This is a genomic window from Rheinheimera sp. A13L, assembly GCF_000217935.1.
Taxonomy (GTDB): domain Bacteria; phylum Pseudomonadota; class Gammaproteobacteria; order Enterobacterales; family Alteromonadaceae; genus Pararheinheimera.
On sequence record NZ_AFHI01000023.1, the window covers coordinates 73,399 to 93,377 of the forward strand.

Annotated in this window: 14 protein-coding genes and 1 riboswitch; of the genes, 9 read left to right on the forward strand and 5 right to left on the reverse strand. The window is 46.3% G+C overall.

Annotated elements, in window-relative coordinates; translation table 11 throughout:
- The first annotated feature begins 298 nt into the window (after positions 1–298).
- The 5 genes from RHEIN_RS12825 (at position 299) to RHEIN_RS12845 (ending at position 8,038) form a co-directional block, all read left to right on the forward strand.
- The gene (locus RHEIN_RS12825; RefSeq protein WP_008899399.1) at positions 299–2,014 is read left to right on the forward strand and encodes a dipeptidyl-peptidase 3 family protein; all 1,716 of its coding nucleotides are present in this window, start codon (positions 299–301) and stop codon (positions 2,012–2,014) included.
- 325 nt (positions 2,015–2,339) lie between these two features.
- Entirely contained in the window at positions 2,340–3,626 is a 1,287-nt protein-coding gene (locus RHEIN_RS12830; RefSeq protein ID WP_008899400.1) for a porin, read from the forward strand.
- A gap of 102 nt (positions 3,627–3,728) precedes the next feature.
- A complete protein-coding gene (locus RHEIN_RS12835; protein ID WP_008899401.1) occupies positions 3,729–5,357 on the forward strand; it encodes a BCCT family transporter in 1,629 nt (542 codons plus the stop codon).
- 61 nt (positions 5,358–5,418) lie between these two features.
- On the forward strand, positions 5,419–7,284 hold the full coding sequence (locus tag RHEIN_RS12840; protein ID WP_008899402.1) for a putative nucleotidyltransferase substrate binding domain-containing protein: 1,866 nt from the start codon (positions 5,419–5,421) through the stop codon (positions 7,282–7,284).
- A 10-nt stretch (positions 7,285–7,294) separates the two neighbouring features.
- Positions 7,295–8,038 carry a 3'-5' exonuclease gene (locus tag RHEIN_RS12845; RefSeq protein ID WP_008899403.1) on the forward strand — a complete coding sequence of 248 codons (744 nt, stop codon included), beginning with the start codon at positions 7,295–7,297 and terminating at the stop codon, positions 8,036–8,038.
- A gap of 24 nt (positions 8,039–8,062) precedes the next feature.
- On the opposite strand, the gene RHEIN_RS12850 is transcribed toward RHEIN_RS12845, so the two are convergent.
- Positions 8,063–8,608, reverse strand: a complete 546-nt coding sequence (locus RHEIN_RS12850; RefSeq protein WP_008899404.1) for a hypothetical protein — start codon at positions 8,606–8,608, stop codon at positions 8,063–8,065.
- A 181-nt stretch (positions 8,609–8,789) separates the two neighbouring features.
- On the opposite strand from RHEIN_RS12850, the gene RHEIN_RS12855 reads away from it, so the two are divergent.
- Together RHEIN_RS12855 and RHEIN_RS12860 are read left to right on the forward strand one after the other, a co-directional pair.
- Positions 8,790–10,385 (forward strand): sensor histidine kinase, encoded by a 1,596-nt coding sequence (locus RHEIN_RS12855; protein ID WP_008899405.1) that lies wholly within the window; start codon positions 8,790–8,792, stop codon positions 10,383–10,385.
- Complete coding sequence (locus tag RHEIN_RS12860; RefSeq protein WP_008899406.1) at positions 10,373–11,050, forward strand: response regulator transcription factor; 678 nt, start codon at positions 10,373–10,375, stop codon at positions 11,048–11,050. Before RHEIN_RS12855 ends, RHEIN_RS12860 begins: the two co-directional genes overlap by 13 nt.
- 66 nt (positions 11,051–11,116) lie before the next feature.
- On the opposite strand, the gene RHEIN_RS12865 is transcribed toward RHEIN_RS12860, so the two are convergent.
- From RHEIN_RS12865 to RHEIN_RS12875, 3 genes are read right to left on the reverse strand one after another with little or no spacing between them, the layout of a single operon-like run.
- Positions 11,117–13,984 carry an ATPase gene (locus tag RHEIN_RS12865; RefSeq protein WP_008899407.1) on the reverse strand — a complete coding sequence of 956 codons (2,868 nt, stop codon included), beginning with the start codon at positions 13,982–13,984 and terminating at the stop codon, positions 11,117–11,119.
- On the reverse strand, positions 13,977–14,525 hold the full coding sequence (locus RHEIN_RS12870) for a condensin complex protein MksE (RefSeq protein ID WP_008899408.1): 549 nt from the start codon (positions 14,523–14,525) through the stop codon (positions 13,977–13,979). Before RHEIN_RS12870 ends, RHEIN_RS12865 begins: the two co-directional genes overlap by 8 nt.
- Positions 14,526–15,770, reverse strand: coding sequence for a hypothetical protein (locus tag RHEIN_RS12875; RefSeq protein ID WP_008899409.1), 1,245 nt, complete (start codon positions 15,768–15,770; stop codon positions 14,526–14,528).
- A 127-nt stretch (positions 15,771–15,897) separates the two neighbouring features.
- On the opposite strand from RHEIN_RS12875, the gene nhaD reads away from it, so the two are divergent.
- Together nhaD and lysC are read left to right on the forward strand one after the other, a co-directional pair.
- Positions 15,898–17,145, forward strand: coding sequence for a sodium:proton antiporter NhaD (gene nhaD, locus RHEIN_RS12880; RefSeq protein WP_008899410.1), 1,248 nt, complete (start codon positions 15,898–15,900; stop codon positions 17,143–17,145).
- 296 nt (positions 17,146–17,441) lie between these two features.
- A riboswitch (Lysine riboswitch) is annotated at positions 17,442–17,615 on the forward strand.
- Positions 17,616–17,724: 109 nt separating this feature from the next.
- On the forward strand, positions 17,725–19,071 hold the full coding sequence (gene lysC, locus RHEIN_RS12885; protein ID WP_008899411.1) for a lysine-sensitive aspartokinase 3: 1,347 nt from the start codon (positions 17,725–17,727) through the stop codon (positions 19,069–19,071).
- 41 nt (positions 19,072–19,112) lie between these two features.
- Here the strand turns inward: lysC and RHEIN_RS12890 are convergent, their stop codons facing one another.
- Positions 19,113–19,955: an HDOD domain-containing protein gene (locus RHEIN_RS12890; RefSeq protein ID WP_008899412.1), complete on the reverse strand. Its 843-nt coding sequence runs from the start codon at positions 19,953–19,955 to the stop codon at positions 19,113–19,115.
- Positions 19,956–19,979 lie beyond the last annotated feature (24 nt).

Consider the following 19,979-nt stretch of genomic DNA (forward strand, 5'->3'; position numbering starts at 1 on the left):
GTTATATATGAGCATGTGTATGAATAGTAAAGATAAAAAACATAAAGTTTTTATTCACATAAATGACAGCGATAGACAATAATTTTGTCGTTTTTATCTTTTTGGATGGTTTATAGGAAATATTGTCGATAGATGTTGTGCCGCCGCCTCATCGTTTTTTACCAAAAACCATGAGGCGGCGGCACAAAGCTGACTCAGTCTGGAGTATGATAGTGCGGGTTAAATAGATTCAGATCTCAGACCAAACAGGTCCAAAACAGAACCAACACAACACTAAAAAAATAGAAGGAACAAGAGGATGCACCCCAACAAAATTATGCTGGCATTAAGCCTTGGTGGCGCTCTGGCGTTGACCGCCTGTAAACCTGCTGAAGAGGCTGCACAAACAGAACCACAAAAGACAACTGCAGTGGCTGAACACTCTGTAGCCTCAGCATCTGAAAACACTGCCAGCTTATTGGTGCCTGGTTTTGAAAAGCGTTTAGATATCTATCGTACTGTAGATTTAACCGCTGATCTGTCCGCTGTATCAGCACAACATAAACAGATGCTGTCCAAATTGATTGATGCCTCAGAAATTATGGATCAGTTGTTCTGGAAGCAGGCTTTTTCAGAAGATAAACAAAGCTTTTTAGGCAAAATAACTGATGCCAAAACCAAAGCTTTTGCCGATGTAAACTATGGCCCATGGGACAGATTACAAGGAAATCAGGCTTTTTTAACAGATTATCCGGCTAAGCCTTTGGGCGCTCAATTTTACCCATCTGATATGACCAAAGAAGAGTTTGAACAAACTGATTTTGCCGATAAAGCAGGTCTGTACTCCATGGTACAGCGGGACAAAGAGGGGAAGTTAGTAGCAGTACCTTATTCGCAGCTCTACAAAACGGAACTGACAGCTGCAGCCGTTTTATTAAAAGAAGCTGCGGCTTTATCGGAAGATAAAGACTTTGCCAATTACCTGACCATGCGTGCTGAAGCCTTTTTAACAGACAATTACCAGCCGTCCGATTTTGCCTGGATGGCCATGAAAACCAACCCTGTGGATCTGGTGATAGGCCCTATTGAAACTTATGAAGATCAGTTGTTTGGTTACCGTGCTGCTTTTGAATCTTATGTGTTGCTCAAAGATTTAGCCTGGAGTGAGCGTTTAGCCAAATACGCAGCCACCTTGCCAGCTTTGCAAAAAGGTCTGCCAGTGCCTGAGCAATATAAAACTGAAAGCCCGGGCTCAGATGCGGACTTAAATGCCTATGACGTGATTTATTACGCGGGTCACTCCAACTCAGGTGGCAAAACCATTGCCATTAACCTGCCAAACGACGAGCAGGTACAGCTGGAAAAAGGCACCAGACGTTTACAGTTAAAAAATGCGATGCAAGCCAAATTTGAGCACATTATGTTGCCAATAGCGGATGTGCTGATCGCCCCGTCACAGCGCCAGCACATCACTTTTGATGCCTTTTTTAATAATGTGATGTTCCACGAAGTGGCGCATGGTTTAGGTATTAAAAACACCATCAATGATAAGGGGACAGTGCGTCAGAGCTTAAAGGAGTTTGCAGGCGGACTGGAAGAAGGCAAAGCCGATATTTTAGGTTTGTATATGATTTCCCAGTTGTCAGAGCAAGGCTTATTGCCTGATGCCAAAATGGAAGATTTTTACACCACTTTTATGGCTGGTATTTTCCGCTCTGTGCGTTTTGGCGCTTCAAGCGCGCATGGTAAAGCCAATATGGTGTGTTTTAACTATTTTGCTGAGCAGGGCGCTTTTGTCCGTAACGACGACGGCACTTATCAGGTCGATTTTGTCAAAATGAAACAAGCCATGACCTCGTTATCCCAACTGATCCTGACGTTGCAGGGCGATGGTAACTACGAAGGCGTGGCGTCATTAATGGCCGACAAAGGTGTGATCAAAGCTCAACTGGCGGATGATTTAGCCCGTTTAACCAGCGCCAATATTCCGGTGGATATTATCTTTAATCAGGGTAAAGGCGTATTGGGTTTGTAAGTGAGTGGGTCAGAGCTGCTCTTTGTAGTTTGCTCTGACCCGTTGAAGTATGTGCAACGAAAAGTATAAAAAATCCTTAATTTGATGGAGTATTGCAGTCAATTTACATAAACAATAATCCTCTAATTAGCCATCTATCCTGCTGAGCTCCCCATTTATCCCGTTTTTCCGCTGCAAATTTGGCCTGAGCTTGGTGCTGCGTTACCCTATAAAAGCGTTATATGCCCAAAGTAATGGTTGTCGCAGACAGGCAACAACGGCTTAGTCGACACAGCGGCTTCTGGTACTTGGGTATTTCTTCTCACTACTTACCAAAGGTTATTCAATGGTCAAGCCCACACTTCTGGCTCTGTCTATCGCAGCGGCCTGTCCTTCTATTGTGTATGCAACTGATACTTTACACAGCGCAGAGCAGCAGGATTTAGCTACGCAGCTACAACAACTTAAACTTCAGGTCGAGGCTTTGGAAAGCCGCCTGGCGCAAGCTTCTGAAACAGAAGCTGAACGCGAAAGCATCAAGGAAACCGCTGCTGCAGAGCAACAGAAATCAGCTGATGGTATAGAGATTGGCGGTGCTGTACGGACAAACTTCAGTCATACCTCTTATGATGAGGGCAATAAAAATCGTGGTGGTGATTTTGATTTTGACCTGCTGCGGCTGGATTTTCGCGGCACAGTAGGGGATGTCAGCTTAAATGCTGAAATTCGTTTTTTTGACTATATGACGGCGGTAAAAAAGGCTTATGTTGCTTATCAGTTGGATGAGCTGTGGCAAGCCCAATTGGGTATTACTCAGGTGCCTTTTGGCAACTGGCCTTACAACTCAAATAACTACTTCTTCAGCAGTAACTATTACCTGGGTTTAGAAGATGACCACGATTTGGGCTTGCTGTTTAAACGGCAGATTTCTGATCAGTGGCAGTTGGATATCGGCTTTTTCAAAAACGATGAACTCGGTGGCATAGATGGTTATGTCTCAGATAAAACCGACCGCTATTCCTACGATATAGTCGGCGCTCGTGGTGCGACCGAAGATATTTACGGCGAGCCTATTCAGGCGTTGGCTGAAACCAATACTTTTGTCAGCCGTTTTGGTTATCACCTGACAGAGGGCCAGTTAACAACTGAACTTGGTTTTTCTGCGCTCTCCGGCAAGTTGCACGATGGTGTGCATAACGCCGGCGATTATCAGGCTTTTGCTTTGCATCTGAACAGCCGTTATCAGCGCTGGCAGTTGCAACTGCAACATAGCCAGTATCATTATGATTTGGATGGTATAGAGCGTATCGCTGTAGGGGCTTATGGTTTTTATGACTCCATCGCTGCAGAAGCAAAATCAGCCACAGTCAACCTGGCCTACGATTTGCCAGTGCAATGGGGTCCTGTTACTGATTTGCAGTTTTATAACAACTACAGTCTGGTCTATGACAAATCTGATCAAAGCCGCAGCACACTGATGAATGTGACAGGTTTTTCTATTGCAGCAGGTTCACTTTTTACCTACGTGGATTATGTGCATGCCCGTAACCAGCCTTTTGTCGGTGGCAGTATGGCCGGAGACAGCAGTGACGAGGAGCAACGCTTTAATATCAATATTGGCTATTACTTTTAGCCGGTCTTTTTTTGCGACATTTTTAACCGCGTGATCCGCACTAACTGGTCAATCAGGCTGGTGACCCGTGTAGGCGCACACTAAAACTACAGCAGGTACAGAATGAACGAACAAAAAGATCCGATGATCCCTGATGGCAGGGTCAATGCTATCGACACCGACTACCAGGTGGGGCAAGACAATATTCTGGTGAAACTTGGCCCTTTTGGCCTGGATATCCATAACAGGGTGTTTCTGATCTCAGGCTTGAGTATTGTGGCTTTTGTGATTATTACCCTGGTATTTCAAAGTCAGGCTGCGCCGGTGTTTTCCGCTATGCGTGGCTGGCTGACCAGCAATCTGGACTGGTTTTTTATCAGCGTGGCCAATATTTTTGTGCTGCTATGTTTGGTGTTGATTGTATCGCCTCTGGGTAAAGTGCGACTGGGCGGCACAGAAGCAACTCCTGATTACAGCTATTTGGGCTGGTTTTCGATGTTATTTGCTGCTGGTATGGGCATAGGGCTGATGTTTTATGGCGTGTCCGAGCCTTTATCGCATTTCAGCAGCGCTTTAAGCGGGCCAGTACTGGAAAATGGCGTTCGTACTGACTGGGCACCACTGGCTGGAGCTGCAGGCGATCCGGTTGAAGCTGCACGATTAGGCATGGCGGCCACTATTTATCACTGGGCGCTGCATCCATGGGCTATTTACGCCATTTTAGCGCTGGGGCTGGCGCTGTTTTCCTTTAACAAAGGTTTGCCACTCACCATCAGGTCAGTTTTTTATCCATTATTAGGAGAGCGGGTGTGGGGCTGGCCAGGGCATTGCATTGATATTCTGGCGGTGTTTGCCACCTTGTTTGGTCTGGCGACCTCACTTGGGCTGGGATCTGCTCAGGCCGCAGCCGGTTTGCATCTGCTATTTGGAGTGCCTGAAGGCCTGACAACCCAAGTGGTGCTGGTGGTGGTGATCACCCTTATTGCTCTGGTTTCCGTGGTGGCAGGGCTTGATGCTGGAGTAAAACGTTTATCTGAAATCAATATGGTGCTGGCGGCGGCGCTGTTGCTCTCTGTGATTGTGCTTGGACCAACGCTGGTGATCCTAAGTGGTGTGCTGGATAACCTGGGGGCTTATTTGCAGTATTTGCCTGCTCTTGCCAATCCGGTTGGGCGCGAAGACAGCAATTTTCTGCAGGGCTGGACAGCCTTTTATTGGGCCTGGTGGATTAGCTGGTCACCTTTTGTTGGCATGTTTATAGCTCGTGTATCCAGAGGCCGTACTGTGCGCGAGTTTTTAATTTCAGTGCTGCTGGTACCTTCCTTAGCTTGTGTATTATGGATGACCGTCTTTGGTTCTACAGCTATTCATCAACTGGTACAAGACAGTTATCAGGCCGCGGTCTCTGCAGCATTGCCACTGCAGTTATTTCAAATGCTGCAGGCTTTACCACTGGCCAATATCACCTCCTTTATTGCCATAGTGCTGGTGGTGGTGTTTTTTGTCACCTCTTCGGATTCTGGCTCACTGGTGATAGATACCATAGCGGCTGGAGGTAAAGTGAATGTGCCTGTGGCGCAGCGGGTGTTTTGGTGTACGTTCGAAGGTTTGGTTGCTATAGCGCTGGTGCTGGGTGGGGGGCTGGTGGCATTGCAGGCCATGGCAGTCTCGACAGGTTTTCCTTTTGCCCTGGTGTTATTAGCCTCTTGTGTGTCTGTGGTGATAGGGCTGAGATCTGAGCCCCGTAGTTAACCGCAGTATGCTGAAAGTGGGAGGAGGTTACTCCTCCGCTTTTCATGGATAAGGCAAGCGAATGCAGATAGAACAGATAGAAATTCTGAATTTTTTAAAGCGTTACAGTCCTTTTAAAGAACTGCCGGATGATTTATTGCACCAGACTGCGATGCAGGTAGATATTGGTTATTTTAAAGCCGGTACGCCGATATTGCGTTTTGGTGAGCCGTTACAGGCTTTGCATCTGGTTCGCAGTGGTGCAGTCGAAACTTACAGGCGCAATGGCGTCTTGTACAACCGACTTAGCGAAGGCGGTATTTTCGCTGAGCAAGGTTTGTTGCGTGATAAAACCGTTATTTTTCCTGCAACAGCATTGGAAGACAGCCTGATCTATTTTATTCCCGCTGAGTGTTTTGAACTGCTGTACAAATCGGATGAGGTCTTTGCAGATTATGTCGAGATAGGCGATACCCAACGCAAAAAGAGCGGCGTTCTTTCAGACAAAAACAGTAATGAGTTAATGAGCTCAGAAGTTCGCCAGTTGATTGGCAGAGCTGCTGTGACTTTAGCCGCAGATGCCACAGTGCAGCAGGCTGCTCAATTGATGCAACAAGAGTCGGTGTCGTCCTTGTTGATTGTGGCGGATCAGTCAAAAGATGCGGCTTTGGTGGGCATAGTCACAGACAGGGATTTACGCAACAGGCTGATAGCGGCCGGGTTGGATTATCAGCAGAAAGTGGCTGTGGTAATGACCACTGAACTGGTCTGTATAGAGCAGCACCAGTTTGTGTTTGAAGCCATGTTACTGATGTTACGTCACAATGTGCATCATTTGCCCGTGCTTGAAGAGGGTAAAGTGCTGGGTATTATCTCTATTGCCGATGTGATCCGTTATGAATCGCAAAATAGCCTCTACATTGTCAGCAGCATTTTCCGCCAGCAGACTGTGGCTGAACTACAAAGCCTGAGTACTGAGCTGGCCTCTTGTTTTGTCCGTATGGTCAATGAAGATGCTAACTCCAGAATGATTGGTGCTGCTATGGCGGTGACGGGCCGCAGTTTTAAGCAACGTTTACTGGAGCTGGCAGAGCAACAATTGGGGCCACCGCCTGTGCCTTATTGTTTTTTGGCCTTGGGCTCTATGGCTCGGGACGAACAGCTGATTGTCACAGATCAGGACAATGCGCTGGTGCTGCACAATGACTACGACCCTCTGTTGCATCAGGATTATTTTGCTGCTCTGGCTCAGTTTGTCTGTGATGGTCTGGCCGCTTGTGGTTACAGCTATTGCAGTGGCGATATTATGGCCACCAATAGCCAATGGAGACAGCCGCTACGAGTCTGGCAGCAGTATTTCACTGACTGGATTGAAAAACCAGATGCACAGCGATTGCTCAACAGCGGTATATTTTTTGATTTAGAAGGGGTTTGGGGCCAGGTACGCTGGGCTGATCAGCTGAATCAACAAATCAGGCGGCAAGTGAAAGCCAATCCGGATTTTTTAGCCTGTATGGCCCGTAACGCCATCAGCCGGACTCCACCTTTAGGTTTTTTTAAAGATTTTGTGCTGGAAAATGACGGCCAGCAAAACAATTCACTGGATATCAAACGCAGAGGTACAGCGCCATTGGCCGATCTGGTCAGAGTGCATGCTTTATCTATTGGCTGTACTGCAACCAATACCTATGAGCGTTTATTGGCTGTCAAAGCGGCTGGCATATTACCTAAGGGCAGGGCCGATGATTTGTTAGATGCGCTGGAAGTGATAGCTATGGTACGAATTCGCCAGCAAGCCAAATCCTTACAAGCGGGCAGAGCCGCAGACAATAAAGTTAAACCTGAAGAGCTGTCTGCGTTTGAACGTAAAACCTTAAAAGAAGCCTTTCAAATTCTGAGTTACGCACAAAAGTTTCTGAAGTTTCGTTACCCCGGCGGACGGCAATGACGGAGGTGGTATGTTTTATTTGAAAAAGCAGGAGTTAAAAACAGATCCACTGCAGCTTCTGAGCAACAACTGGCAAAAAACTATGCAGCAGTTGGAGTTATCCACCAAAGATGCCAGATTAAAGGCTTTTTATCAGGCAGGCGCAGTAGCTGCTGATACTGCTTTGCAAGAGGTCTCTTTTGTCGCTTTAGATTTTGAGACTACAGGGCTGGACCCGGTGCGTGACGGCATTGTCAGCATAGGGCTGGTACCGCTGACATTAGGGCGTATTCAAAGCAGTAAAGCTCAAAGTTATTTGGTCAAACCCAGAGTAAAGCTCAATGAAAGTTCAGTGATAGTGCATGGTATTACCGACAGTGCCATAGCGCAGGCTGCTGATTTAGAACTTTATATAGAGCCTTTGTTACAGGCTTTGGCCGGAAAAGTGGTGCTGGTGCATCATCTGCCTATTGAACGGGCGTTTTTGTACCATGGTGTGATGAGTCGCTTAAAAGAAGCTGTTGTTTTCCCGATGATCGACACTCTTGCGTTAGAACGAGGTTTTACTCAGTCAGGCCTCAAGGGCTGGTGGCGTCAACTGACCAAACAGTCGCAGCCTTCATTACGTCTTGCCGATTGCCGTCAGCGTTATCAACTACCGGCTTATCAACCTCATCATGCGGTGACAGACGCTATTGCCTGTGCTGAGCTGTTTCAGGCTCAGGTGGCTCAACATTTTTCGGTATCAACTCCAGTGGGCAAGCTCTGGAGTTAATACCGTTCTAACCTGTTCGTGCTACTAAGGTTGATAAGGTAAAGACGAGTGGTGCAGTACTATGCGTAATTTACCATCAGCATCTTTTTTAAAGCCCCAGCTTTTATCTACAGTGGTGACTTTGCCATTTTTATCCGTCAGCATCACATGACCCGTGGTTAACGCTATATCACCATGGATATAAACCGCGGCGTTTTTATAGTCATAGGCTGTCCAGCCTTTGAGTGCAAAACCTGTGTCTGCAGGAAAGTTTTTGTCATCGCCAACAAAATAGGCTAGGGCTCCCTGATAGGTGGTACGGAAAGTTTGTGCACCTGTGGCCAGGGTTGGCTTAAATAACACAGGAGTGATGTTGTAACCATAAGCTGTGTCCAGCACAGTTTTTGCGGTGATTTTTGCTTTTTCAAGTCCGGATTTTTCGTAATCAGCGCTGATCTGGATCAGTGCTTGCCCCCAGGCGTCCTGAGCCGCCTTTAACTCGGCTTGCGTGATGGCTGTGTTGGCATAGGCCAGTGGAGCGCACCAGGCTACAAAAGTCAGTCCAAGTATGCTGGTCATTTTAAGGTTCATATTTTTTCCTTGCTCTATTCAATCATTGGTCTGGGTTCAGTATCGGCCAGTCAGCTGTGCAATTGGCTGCATCTAACATGAAGTTTGTCTGCACTGAAGATTAAAAACAGATGAACAAAGCAGCCTTTGAGCATGACTTGCATTACTCTGTCAGCATAGAAGGCGCTAACTCGGAGGCGTTGTGTTTCGAAGTAAACTGTATCTTGCGTTTTTTTTGTTGCTGGCAATCACCCTGGTGCAGGCTGGCCTTGCGATATGGGCTTCCGGTGTGGCCAGTTATCATGTAGAGCGCAGTCGGGTTGCCAATCAGATGCTGGCTGAATTTATTACACTTGGAGCTGATAAACAGCGGCTTAAAGTCTGGCTTGCCCAATCGTTATTGACCAAAGACAGCACTGTCGAGCAACGGGATCAATACCTTGGGCAAATGCAGCAAAGTTTGGCTGGTTTAAATACCTTATTGCAACATGATCAGCGTTTGTCGGAACATCCTGATGACTTTGCTGCCATAAGCCAGCAGTTGAAGTCCCTGTCTATTCTTGAGACGAACGTCGCAGCTTTGGAGCAAAGTTTAAAGAATAAGCAAGTCAGACCCGAGCATGAAGCGCAAATATGGCGGTTGTTGATCCAAACTTTCGATAATCTGGAAGGACTGGACTTGAAGCATCTGATTGCTGACTCTATTGAATTACAACGCCAGCGCTCAGAGCAAGCCGAAGAAAAAGCGGCAACAGCATTGCAACAGGTCAAAGTTCTGGTCGTGGTTGTGTCTTTGTTTGGCGTGGCTTGTGCTGTGAGTCTTGCACTTGTGTTATCCAGAGCTTTGTATCAGCCAGTGCAGCAGTTACTGACAGGCACTTCAGCTCTGGCTGATGGCCAACTGAATTACCGTTTGCCAGAGCAGGGGCCGGCTGAGTTCAGCATGCTCGCCCGTAGCTTTAATCTGATGGCTACAGGTTTGGAGCGGGCCAGACAACAAGAAGAAGATCATACCCGCAGAGTTGAGCTTGAGGTCGCAGAGCGCACCCGTCAATTGCGACATGCGGTTGAACAGCTACAGCATGCAGAACAGCAACAGCAACGTTTTTTGGCTGATGTTAGCCATGAGTTGCGTACTCCTGCGACAGCGATTCGGGGGGAGGCCGAAATCAGTCTGCGTGGCGCAGACAAAACCGCTGATTTTTACAAGGATAGCTTGCTGCGGATAGCTCAAACCAGTGTGCAGTTATCCAGTCGTATTGATGATCTACTGATGCTGGTGCGAGGCGCACAACAACTACAGTTGCGGCCTCGGACTTTGACCCTTGGCGAGTTATGGCAACAGATCACTGCATTAGCCCGGCAGTTGTCTGCCAGCCAGTCAGTGCAGATCCAGTGTGCAGAATTGCCTGATAACGCAGCCACAGAATTGTTGTGGCTTGATCTGGATAAGTTGCTGCAGGCATTACAAATTATCCTCGATAATGCAGTGCGGTACAGTAGTACAGGGCAACAGGTTGAATTAAGTGTTGCAGTGGCAGAGCAATGTGTTATTCGGGTGCAGGACCATGGCATAGGTATTTTGCCTGGTGATTTACCTCATGTATTTGACCGCTATTTCAGAGCAGATAATGCCCGCCAGCTCAGGCCTGACGGACTGGGGATAGGTTTATCATTGTGTCAGACCTTAGTACAAAGCCAGCATGCAGAGCTGACAGTCAGCAGCGATGATCAACAAGGTACTTGTGTCAGAGTTATTTTACCTTTAGTGGAAGAGGAAAACGCATGCATATCCTGATCGTTGAAGATGAAAAAAAGGTGGCAGACTTTCTGATCAGGGGACTGAAAGCCGAAGGCTATTTTGTCGATTGGGTCGGCGATGGCAGTGAGGCTTTACCTGTATTACTGGCGCAAAAACCACAGCTGGTGATTCTGGATCGGATGCTGCCAAAAATGGATGGTTTACAAATATGCCGGTTAATACGTTCCCAACAGTTGCCGGTAAAGGTACTGATGTTATCGGCTTTGGCTGAAGTCTCTGACAGGGTGGATGGTTTAAAAGCTGGTGCTGATGACTACCTGGTGAAGCCTTTTGCTTTTGAAGAATTACTAGCAAGGATTGAGGCGTTATCTAAACGTAATCCTTTTGCTGCGGTTCGGCGCCAACTGACAGTAGGTGATTTGGAATTAGATTTGGACAGTATGCAGGCCAGACGACAAGGCCAACTGCTGCAGCTGACCGCCAAAGAGCTGGCTGTGCTCGAGCTACTGATGTCCAGCCCCCAAAAAGTATTTAGTCGTGAGCGGGTGCTGGCAACGGTGTGGGGTATTAATGAAGATCCGTTGACTAACGTGGTCGATGTTTATGTCAGGCGTTTACGAAAAAAAGTCGATGAGCCTTTTGGTGAGAGTTACATCAGAACCTTAAGAGGGATAGGGTACTATTTATCTGCGGAAAGCTGACGCCATCTGACCATCAGCTCAACCGCTTTCTGTGCTGAAACGGCTGAGCTGATGTTGTGTTTAGGATCAGGCAGGTTCTGTTACTGTCGAAACTTGTTCTTCAATTTCACCCGCTACCGGAATTTTTTCACATAAAATCCAGTCTTTTTCATCGACCCAGTTTTGCGCGCCACCCGCCACAGTGCGGATTGGCACTATATAACGGCATGAGGTCTGAGGTTTTACCGACGCAAAAATTGGCACAAAACCAAAGTTCAGCGCGGTTTCGATCAGCGCCTGCTGGTTATGCGGATCAATATCGGCTGCTTCGTCGATATAAATTGGAATACGGTATTTACCGCGTTCGCGCTCGGACAATAACTGGCGGATAAATAACATACCGCACAATAACTTAATAGTAATACGGGTACCGTTGGAGCCAGCTGAATCAATCTTATCGAAGAACTCTACTTCACCGGCCCGATTCACCACTTTAAAACGAATATCAAATAAGTCAGATAAAGTTAAACCACCTTTTTCACTGGCAGCCTGAATCAAATAATCCTTCGCGGCCTGCACTTCACGCTCATTACTGCTGGCATTGGGGGCCAATAAGTCCAGCGTATCCCCTTGCTGATAAGCTTCTGATGTCGTCAGAATGGTATCTATATGGCCAACCAATAAAGCACGGTCAACAATTTCAATTTTAAAATCCTGCAGGTTGGAGATCTGATGACGCCAAATACCGCGGTTAAAGCTGTTCAGCTCCCGGTGCAGACGGTTTAAATCATCGCGTAAGCCTTTGAGTGTGGAGGCAACTTCAGTCAGCGCCACACGGGCACGACGTTCAATGGCTTCACGTTCTTTGTCTAAATGATGGAAAGCGCTGATGAGTTTCTGGAACTTCAGCTCTTCATCGGATTCAACTTCAAACTTAGTGATACCAGCGTTAAAAATAAACAAGTAGGTGTTTTTGATATTCACGTCGATGAGTTTCAGCTCATTACACTGCTTATTAAAGTCGCGTAATACGTCAGCTAAGTTATCAAAATCCAAGGTCACTTCAATAGGATAAGGTGTGACTTTGCCGGAATAGAAATCAAGCTGGAAGTCGATCCGCTCTTTTTTCTCCTGCTCAATACGTTCAGCCTGACGTTTAATTTGTTCCTGCTTATTACCGACTAAATTACGGCGGTCAGACAGGGTAGAGGCTTTGTGCTGCACTTCGGCTAGTTGTTCCTGCAGCTTGTCCTCTTCAATTTCAAGCTCTGACTGCAGCGCTTGTTGCTCGTCACTGAATTCGAGCATCTGCTGGTAGCGGCCAAACTTCTTAATGTCTTCTTCGGCTTGTAATAAATCCTGATACAAACGGTCTTTTTCACGGGTTTTACCCGCTAAATCACCAGCCACTGCCAGTTGCTGCTCCAGCGTATGTAAGGTTTGTTGCAGCGCATCAATTTGTTCTTTCAGCTGGATTTTATTCTCTAAGCTATTTTGCTCTACCGGCTGCAGATGATGCAGGTCTATCACCACACCTGGTAAATGCAATTTGCCTTGTTTAAAGCAATCGGCAATTTTCTCCAGCTGCTCTGAAAACAAAGCATCGTCCAGAATTTCAATATCACCGCCACCCGTAGTAGAAAGCGACAATAAATCCGGATTCAGAATACGGGTCATTTGCTGTACTTCCGGCAAGCTTAAATCTTCGCGTAAGCGGGAGTACAGGTTAAATTCCAGGTTCTTCAGTTGCAGTTTTAAGCTTTGCAGCTGTTTGGCACTTTGGCTTTTTTGATGAGCCAGAGTGGTGGCATTGACCTGACTGGCACCTTGTAAGCTGTGGCTGAGTTGCTCGTAAGCCGCACGGATATTGCTTAAGTTAGTTTGTAAGGTTGCTTCATTACTTAAACTGAATTTTTGTGACAGACCATCAAATTCGCCAAACCATTGCTGTAACTGCTGCTGACGGCCCGACAATTCTTTAATTTGGCCAACATACAAACGCTGACGCTCTTCCAACTGGCTTTTTTCTGCCAATAAGCCTGTGAGCTGCTCGTTTAATATATCTTGCTGATCGTCAAAGTAGCTATGGAATTCAGTTAAAGCCACATCCAGCTTAGGCGCATAAGTGGCTAAACGACCTTTAAGTACAGAGCGGTTTTCCAGCAGGCTTTCCAATGCTGTGACTGCTTCCTGCTGGTTTTCTAAAGCTTTCAGTTCACGTCTGTCTTTATTGACCTTTTCAAAGGCGTTATGCCAGACCTGATAAAAGTCGACCTTAGGATCACCTAAATGCCGGGCAAATACAGGCAACAGCAAACGTTTGACGTCCTGAGCAGTTAAGCGGTGCAGGTTCAGAATACGGCGGAAAATATCTTTATACACTGGTGCATCAGACACGTTCGCCAGTGGGATCATGCGAAGGTTAATGCGGCTGTCAAAAGGTGTGGCGCCCCCCGTCAGCATGGCATTCAGTTCTGACTGTTTTAGCTCAATAGGGTCAAAACCTAAACTGCGTAAATGATGGTCCAGCTTGTTGTAGCGAACATAGCTTTTTCCATCTAAATAATGGGTTAAATCCAGTTTGCCTTTGTAGCAAAAATACTGGAAAGCATAACCTGCAATTTTGCCGCGACCTGCTACACCAATCACCACAGGGCCGTCTGGTAAGTTCGCTTCAAGCAGTATGTAGCTTTGGTCTGTACCGAAGTAAAACTTACGGGTTTCGTCTAAATCGTGACCATCCCATTCAGTTAAGCGCAAATCGTTGATTAGCGGGAACTGTAGGGCATTTATCACCGAACTTTTGCCCGTATTATTTGGCGCGCAAATGGAAGAGGAATCATCCAGCGGGATCACACATTTGGCATAGCCTGCGGTGTTTAGCAGTGCCAGTTTAGTTAAGCCATACAGCTCTGATTTTTTGTCAGCTTTTTGCTCTGTTATTAACTCAGACATCAGCTTTCTCCTCTGCCACAGCGCTGTGATCCACATCCATCAGCGCGTCTAAATAACGATACACAGGGGATAATAATTTGATTTGATCGCCACTTGGCCGTGCCAGACCATAACGTAATAAGCGGTTGGCGATTTCACGTTTCATATCGGTCACTGAGAAAATTTCCAGTTGTTCAAATAAGTGGTACTGCTGCTGTAACAGCTGGCCCCAAATCTCTGTGGTAATTTCATGTTCAAACAAAGCGCGCAGTGGGTCCTGACCTTTGTCGGCGTAAAACTCGACCAAAGCAAATAAAGTTAACGCAAAAAGCCTGGAAATTTTGCCCATACTGGCGGTGGCGTCATCCACTTCAAAATAAAAGAAACCGCGGCTGTCGCGTTTTAATGTATTGCCTAAGGCACCAAATAAAGCGGAATAAGAGTCTTCCTGCAGATCCAGCTCTTGCCACAAGGCAAAATCCTGTTCGCTGATGTGGTAACCGTTCGACAACTTTTTGCTGATTTCAGCCAATTGGGTCAGTTCATCTAAGTTTAATTGCATTTAATTAGTCCCGGCTTCGCTGCTTTGAAAAGGGTGTAAGGTCAGCTTATAGCCATTGAGTGTCAATTCAGAGTGTTCGTCGCTGTGCTGCAGTGTCAGCTCATCAGAGCGCGACAATTCCTGGTATAAAAACAGCAATTCGTCCACTGGTAGTTCAGGGTAACTGTCGGCCAACCAGCGGCTTAAATCCGGTAGCTTTTTCAGCGCTTTGGCTTTGTGAACCACATCTTTAAGTTCAGGCACCTGCATCAGCATGCTGTGATTACTGAGGATTTCTTCAGGCAACTGATAGGCATCGTGTTCGTACTGGCACAGCTCAGCCATATAACTGGTGATTTGATTGGCAGAACCTAAAGAGAAACGCTGACTGTCAGAACTGATGTGCGGCACTAAAGGATCAAGTGTCAGCTCTATGCCTTTTTTGCGCATCTGACCCAATAAGAAGCTGGCGTTGCGCGATAACAACGTATTGCGACGCAGCTCGTCTCTAAGCGGCATTAACAAATCAGCACAACGACTTAAGCTTTCACGGCCTACCTGATTCATTTCAATTAAACGGGTGCGCAGCTGAATTAAGGTTTCTTTTTCAGTGTTCAGTGTGCCAGTCACTTCAATGACTTGCAGCAACTCGCTGAGCATCGCCTCCACATCGGACACAGTTTTCTGAAAAGGTCCGTTGATGTCGACCAGGGCTAAGACTGGATCTATATAGTCATCAAAAGCATCCATCACTGCTGCGTAGCGGCGTGCCAGACTTAGTTTTCCTTCATCGGCTTTAGCCCGCTCGACCAAAGATAAGATGGCGCTTTCGTTCTGGCCAAAGTGCTTCAATACCTCACGAATACGTTCATCCATCACACGGGAGAAACGACGCAATTCGCTGCTGTCGCGGCTTTGTGCTGCCTCTTTCATCCGTTCTGATAAACGGTTTAATTCCAAAATACGACTTTCAATATCAGTCGCTAACCCAAGCTGCTGTTCCTGCATTAACTGCTGAGCAAATTCCAGCACAGAGCGATTCAGCTCCAATTGACTGGATTTAGCCAAAGGGATCAGAATTTCGAGTTGCAAAAAACGCTGGGCTTCACGGAACACCTGTTCACTGCTCAGGCCATTGTTATGGCGCAGGATCAGATGCTGTACATCCTGGAAACTGAAGTTACCGCTGGCACTTCGTTCGACCAACTGTTCAATGACAGTCCAGTGCTCATCTAAGCAGCGGATAATTTTACGTGGCGCTATCATTTGTCCTTTCTTTCATAAATATTTCACAAATGTGACTTTGGTAGGGTAGTGGCATCTTGTTGGGGCTGGTAGAATACCGCCCCGCAAATTCCTTCCTTTTCCACAACAATAAAGCTGGTACTACATCATGGTAAGCGCAGTAATTTTGGCTCTGGTGGCAATAGCCTTTGTGATGATCGTTATAGAGGATATTATCCACGTAAACAAGGCAAAAACGACACTTTTTTTCGGTACTCTTTGCTGGATCCTCGCTTTTATTTTTCCAATGCACGGCGCTACAAGTGCCGAAATTACTGAGCAATTGAATCATAACTTATTAGAAATCGCCACTTTGTGGTTGTTTTTGATGTCAACTATGACTTTTGTTGCTTATCTGAACAGCAAAGGTTTTATTTCCCAAATTGTGCAGCGTTTGTTACCTGCAGAACTGTCTGAACGCCGATTGATGTTTATTGTTGCAGTATTTGCCTTTCTTTTCTCGTCATTTGCCGACAACGTCACTGCGACTCTGGTGTCTATTGCGGTGATCAGCAGCATTAAGCTGGAAGCGAAAAAGCGTATTCAGTATGCCACTCTGATTATCTTTGCCGTCAATAGTGGTGGTGTGTCATTGATCACAGGGGATGTGACCACTCTGATGTTGTTTTTAGGCGGTAAAGTAACAATAACCAATCTGTTACTGTTGATCCTGCCATCTTTATTTGCCGTTGCTGTGCTGGCGATTTTGTTATCACGAAAAATGAAAGGCCGAGTTGTGTTGGAAAAATCTCCTAAGCCAATAGAGAAAACTGACGTGATTATTGCTGGTATTTTTGCGGCTACTATTGGTTCAACGCTGTTGTTCAACATCCTGTTCCAAATCCCACCTGTACTGACTTTTCTGTTTGGTTTAGGTGTGATGTTTCTGGCTGCTCAGTTCTTGTTGCGTAAAAAAACAGGTGTAAATATTCTGCATTACATCCGTGAAGTTGAGTTTGACACCTTATTGTTTTTCTTAGGCGTTTTGTTGCTTGTTGGTATTTTGAAAGAAATTGGTGTGCTGACCAATATCACTCACTTGTATCAGTATTTAGAGCCGGTGCAAGCCAACTATCTGATGGGTATTTTGTCTGCAATGATCGACAACGTGCCTTTAACCGCAGCGCTGTTAAAAGCGGATTTAACCATGACAACTGCGGAATGGCTGACCTTAACGTACGCCACTGGTGTGGGTGGTTCAATTCTGATCATAGGCTCAGCAGCAGGTATTATCGCGATGAGTAAAGTCAAAGAACTTACCTTCGGCACTTACTTTAAAATGGCTGGATATTTATTGGGTTGTTATAGCCTGGGTTATGTTGGCGTGTATTTTATTGGCCAATTTGCTTTGGCTTAACCATAAAAAACTGTAATTTAATTACAGTTTTTTTTAAAAGACGGCTAAACGGCTGTTGCCTTTTGTAAAAAAGTCACTTAAGCTCAGCGCTGTCAATCATACGTGATTGTGATATACCCGATGTGTAGGGGCGGGGTTTACCCCCACCCGTATTCAAGAACGACGGGGATTATACCCTAAGTAATTGAAGTTGCAGCGCGACGACAAGTGCGTGAGACCCCAGGAGCATAGTAGTCCTATGTGACTGGGGCAAGGGCACGCAGTCAACAAAGCTGCAGCTTCAAGTACGACGGGTATAGACCAGAAGAGGAGCGTTAACCAGGTAGAACATCTCAGGCCGCTACAAGCCGCAGGATGTTTGAGGGGGATTAACGCCGAGGACTAACAGCTGTAGCTGCTGTGCGTCCGGTTGCTAAGGCTGAATCCTTACGACTGTCACCTGTTTTTTGTGGTGGAGAGCTTCTGGCCTTTGTGTGTCCGTGATCAGTTGTATGCAGCATCATGCCTGCACTACAGCTTTATTTACTGCCTGCAAATGCCATGCTCTGCCTTATGACTTATTGATAAGGAGAGACTCGAATGTCTAATCAACTTATTGTCGCCAAATTTGGCGGAACTTCAGTGGCCGATTTTCAGGCTATGTCCCGTTGTGCTGATATTGTGTTAGCCGATCCTGCTATCCGTCTGGTGGCTGTCAGTGCCAGTTCGGGCGTGACCAATTTATTGGTCGATATCACTAAACAAACCGAAGTACAGGCCCGTTATAGCTCATTTGAAGGCATAGAGCGTATTACGCTGGCTGTATTAAATGCGTTGCAGCAGCCTGAAACTGTGGCCGCTCAAATCAACAGCTTGCTTGCCGATTTACGTAACCTGATTGAAACTGGTGGGGCTGTTTATTCCGGTGCTCATAAAGATTTGATCCAATCTTTTGGTGAACGCTTAAGTTCAGTGTTATTTACTCAGGTTTTAGTGGAACGAGGCGCTGCAGCTCAGTGTTTTGATGTGCGCCGCGTGCTTCGCACCGACAGCCGTTTTGGGAAAGGCGAACCCCAAGTCAGTGTGATTGCTGATTTAGCTCAAACTCATTTATTACCTTTACTGCGTGAAAACATTGTGGTCACTCAAGGTTTTATTGGGGCCGATGAAGCGGGGCAAACCACCACATTAGGCCGGGGGGGTTCTGATTACAGTGCTGCTTTATTGGGTGAAGCATTAAATGCCGCTACTGTGCAAATCTGGACTGATGTAGTGGGTATATTTACCACAGATCCCCGTTTAACGTCAGAAGCCCGTTGTATCAATGAAATCAGCTTTGATGAAGCGGCTGAAATGGCTACTTTTGGCGCTAAAGTGTTACACCCTGCAACCTTAATTCCGGCCATGCGCCGTAATATCAAAGTATTTGTCGGTTCAAGCCGCGAACCTGAAGCGGGCGGTACCTGGATTGCTAAAATTGTCGAACATAAACCTGCGTACCGTGCCATAGCGCTACGTAAATCTCAGACACTGATCACGGTAAAAAGCCCGGAAATGTTGCATGCCGCAGGCTTTTTAGCCCGAGTCTTTGATATTCTGAGCCGTCATCAGATATCGGTTGATTTAGTCACCACCTCAGAAATCTCCGTGGCATTAACTTTAGACGAATCTGCGGGCAGTGCTTTTCATTCAGCGATTGAACCTGCACTTGAAGAGCTAAAAAGTTTCTGTGAAGTGTCAGTAGAGCAGGGTTTAAGTCTGGTTGCCGTTATTGGTAATCATCTGCACAGCGCTAAAGGGGTTACAGGCGAGTTGTTCAGTGCCCTGGAACAGATCAATATGCGGCTGATATGCCACGGCGCCTCACGTCACAACCTGTGCTTTTTAGTACAGGATGCTTCAGCTGCAGCTGTGGTAAAAGAGTTACATCAAAAGTTGTTTAACTAAAAAACTGGTGTCAGAGCTTCAGGCTCTGACACCAGTTTCAATTAAACAAACAGCTGTTTCATATCCTGATAAAGGGCGACGAACTCAGGGCTGTGGCTGAAGTTAACATCGGTAATTAACCCTCTGTCAGCAAAAGGTTTTAGCGCTATACGGGTTTCAGTTTTGTCTTTGGCAAAACCTTTTTGAATAGTGGCGATACGAATAAAATCCAGGTAATTTACTTTATCCATATGAGGCAATCTGGTATTCCACAGCTCTGCCACTTCGATCAGCTCATCCGGAAATTCCCATTTACGTAAAATACTACCACCTATACCCCCGGCCAGATCGGTAATGCAGCCAGTAATAAAGTCTTTATCTCCAAACTGCTCCAGATGTTTTTCCGCTTCAGTCAGAATGGGTAAAGCCCCTATATTGTGAATTAAGCCAGCCAGCGTCATGGTATCAAAGTTAACAGGGCTGGATTTCAAACGACTGTTGTATAACTGCATGGTAGCCAAAGCAACAGCCGCTACCTCCAGTGTGTCCTGCCAAACTTTGCCCATCATGTCTTTAATCAGGCTGGAATGAGAAACAAACAACTGCTCCAGAGCCATGGCTGTCGCGATGTTTTTGATATATCGCAGGCCAATGCGGGTAACAGCCTGTTGTAAAGAGCTGACGGGTACTGAACGGCCTAAAAAGGCACTGTTGGCAATTTTCATCATACGGGCTGACATGGCCGGATCGTGAGAAATAATATCCGCCATCTGGTTTAAATTTACATTTGGGTCTTCCGCCATTCTGCGGATCCGTAAAGCAATTTCGGGAAGACTTGGCAGCACCAGGGTATCGTTTTGAATTCTTTCGACCAGCAAACTTAATAATGCGTTTTCGTTTGACATAAACTGTAACCTTGTGACAAAAAA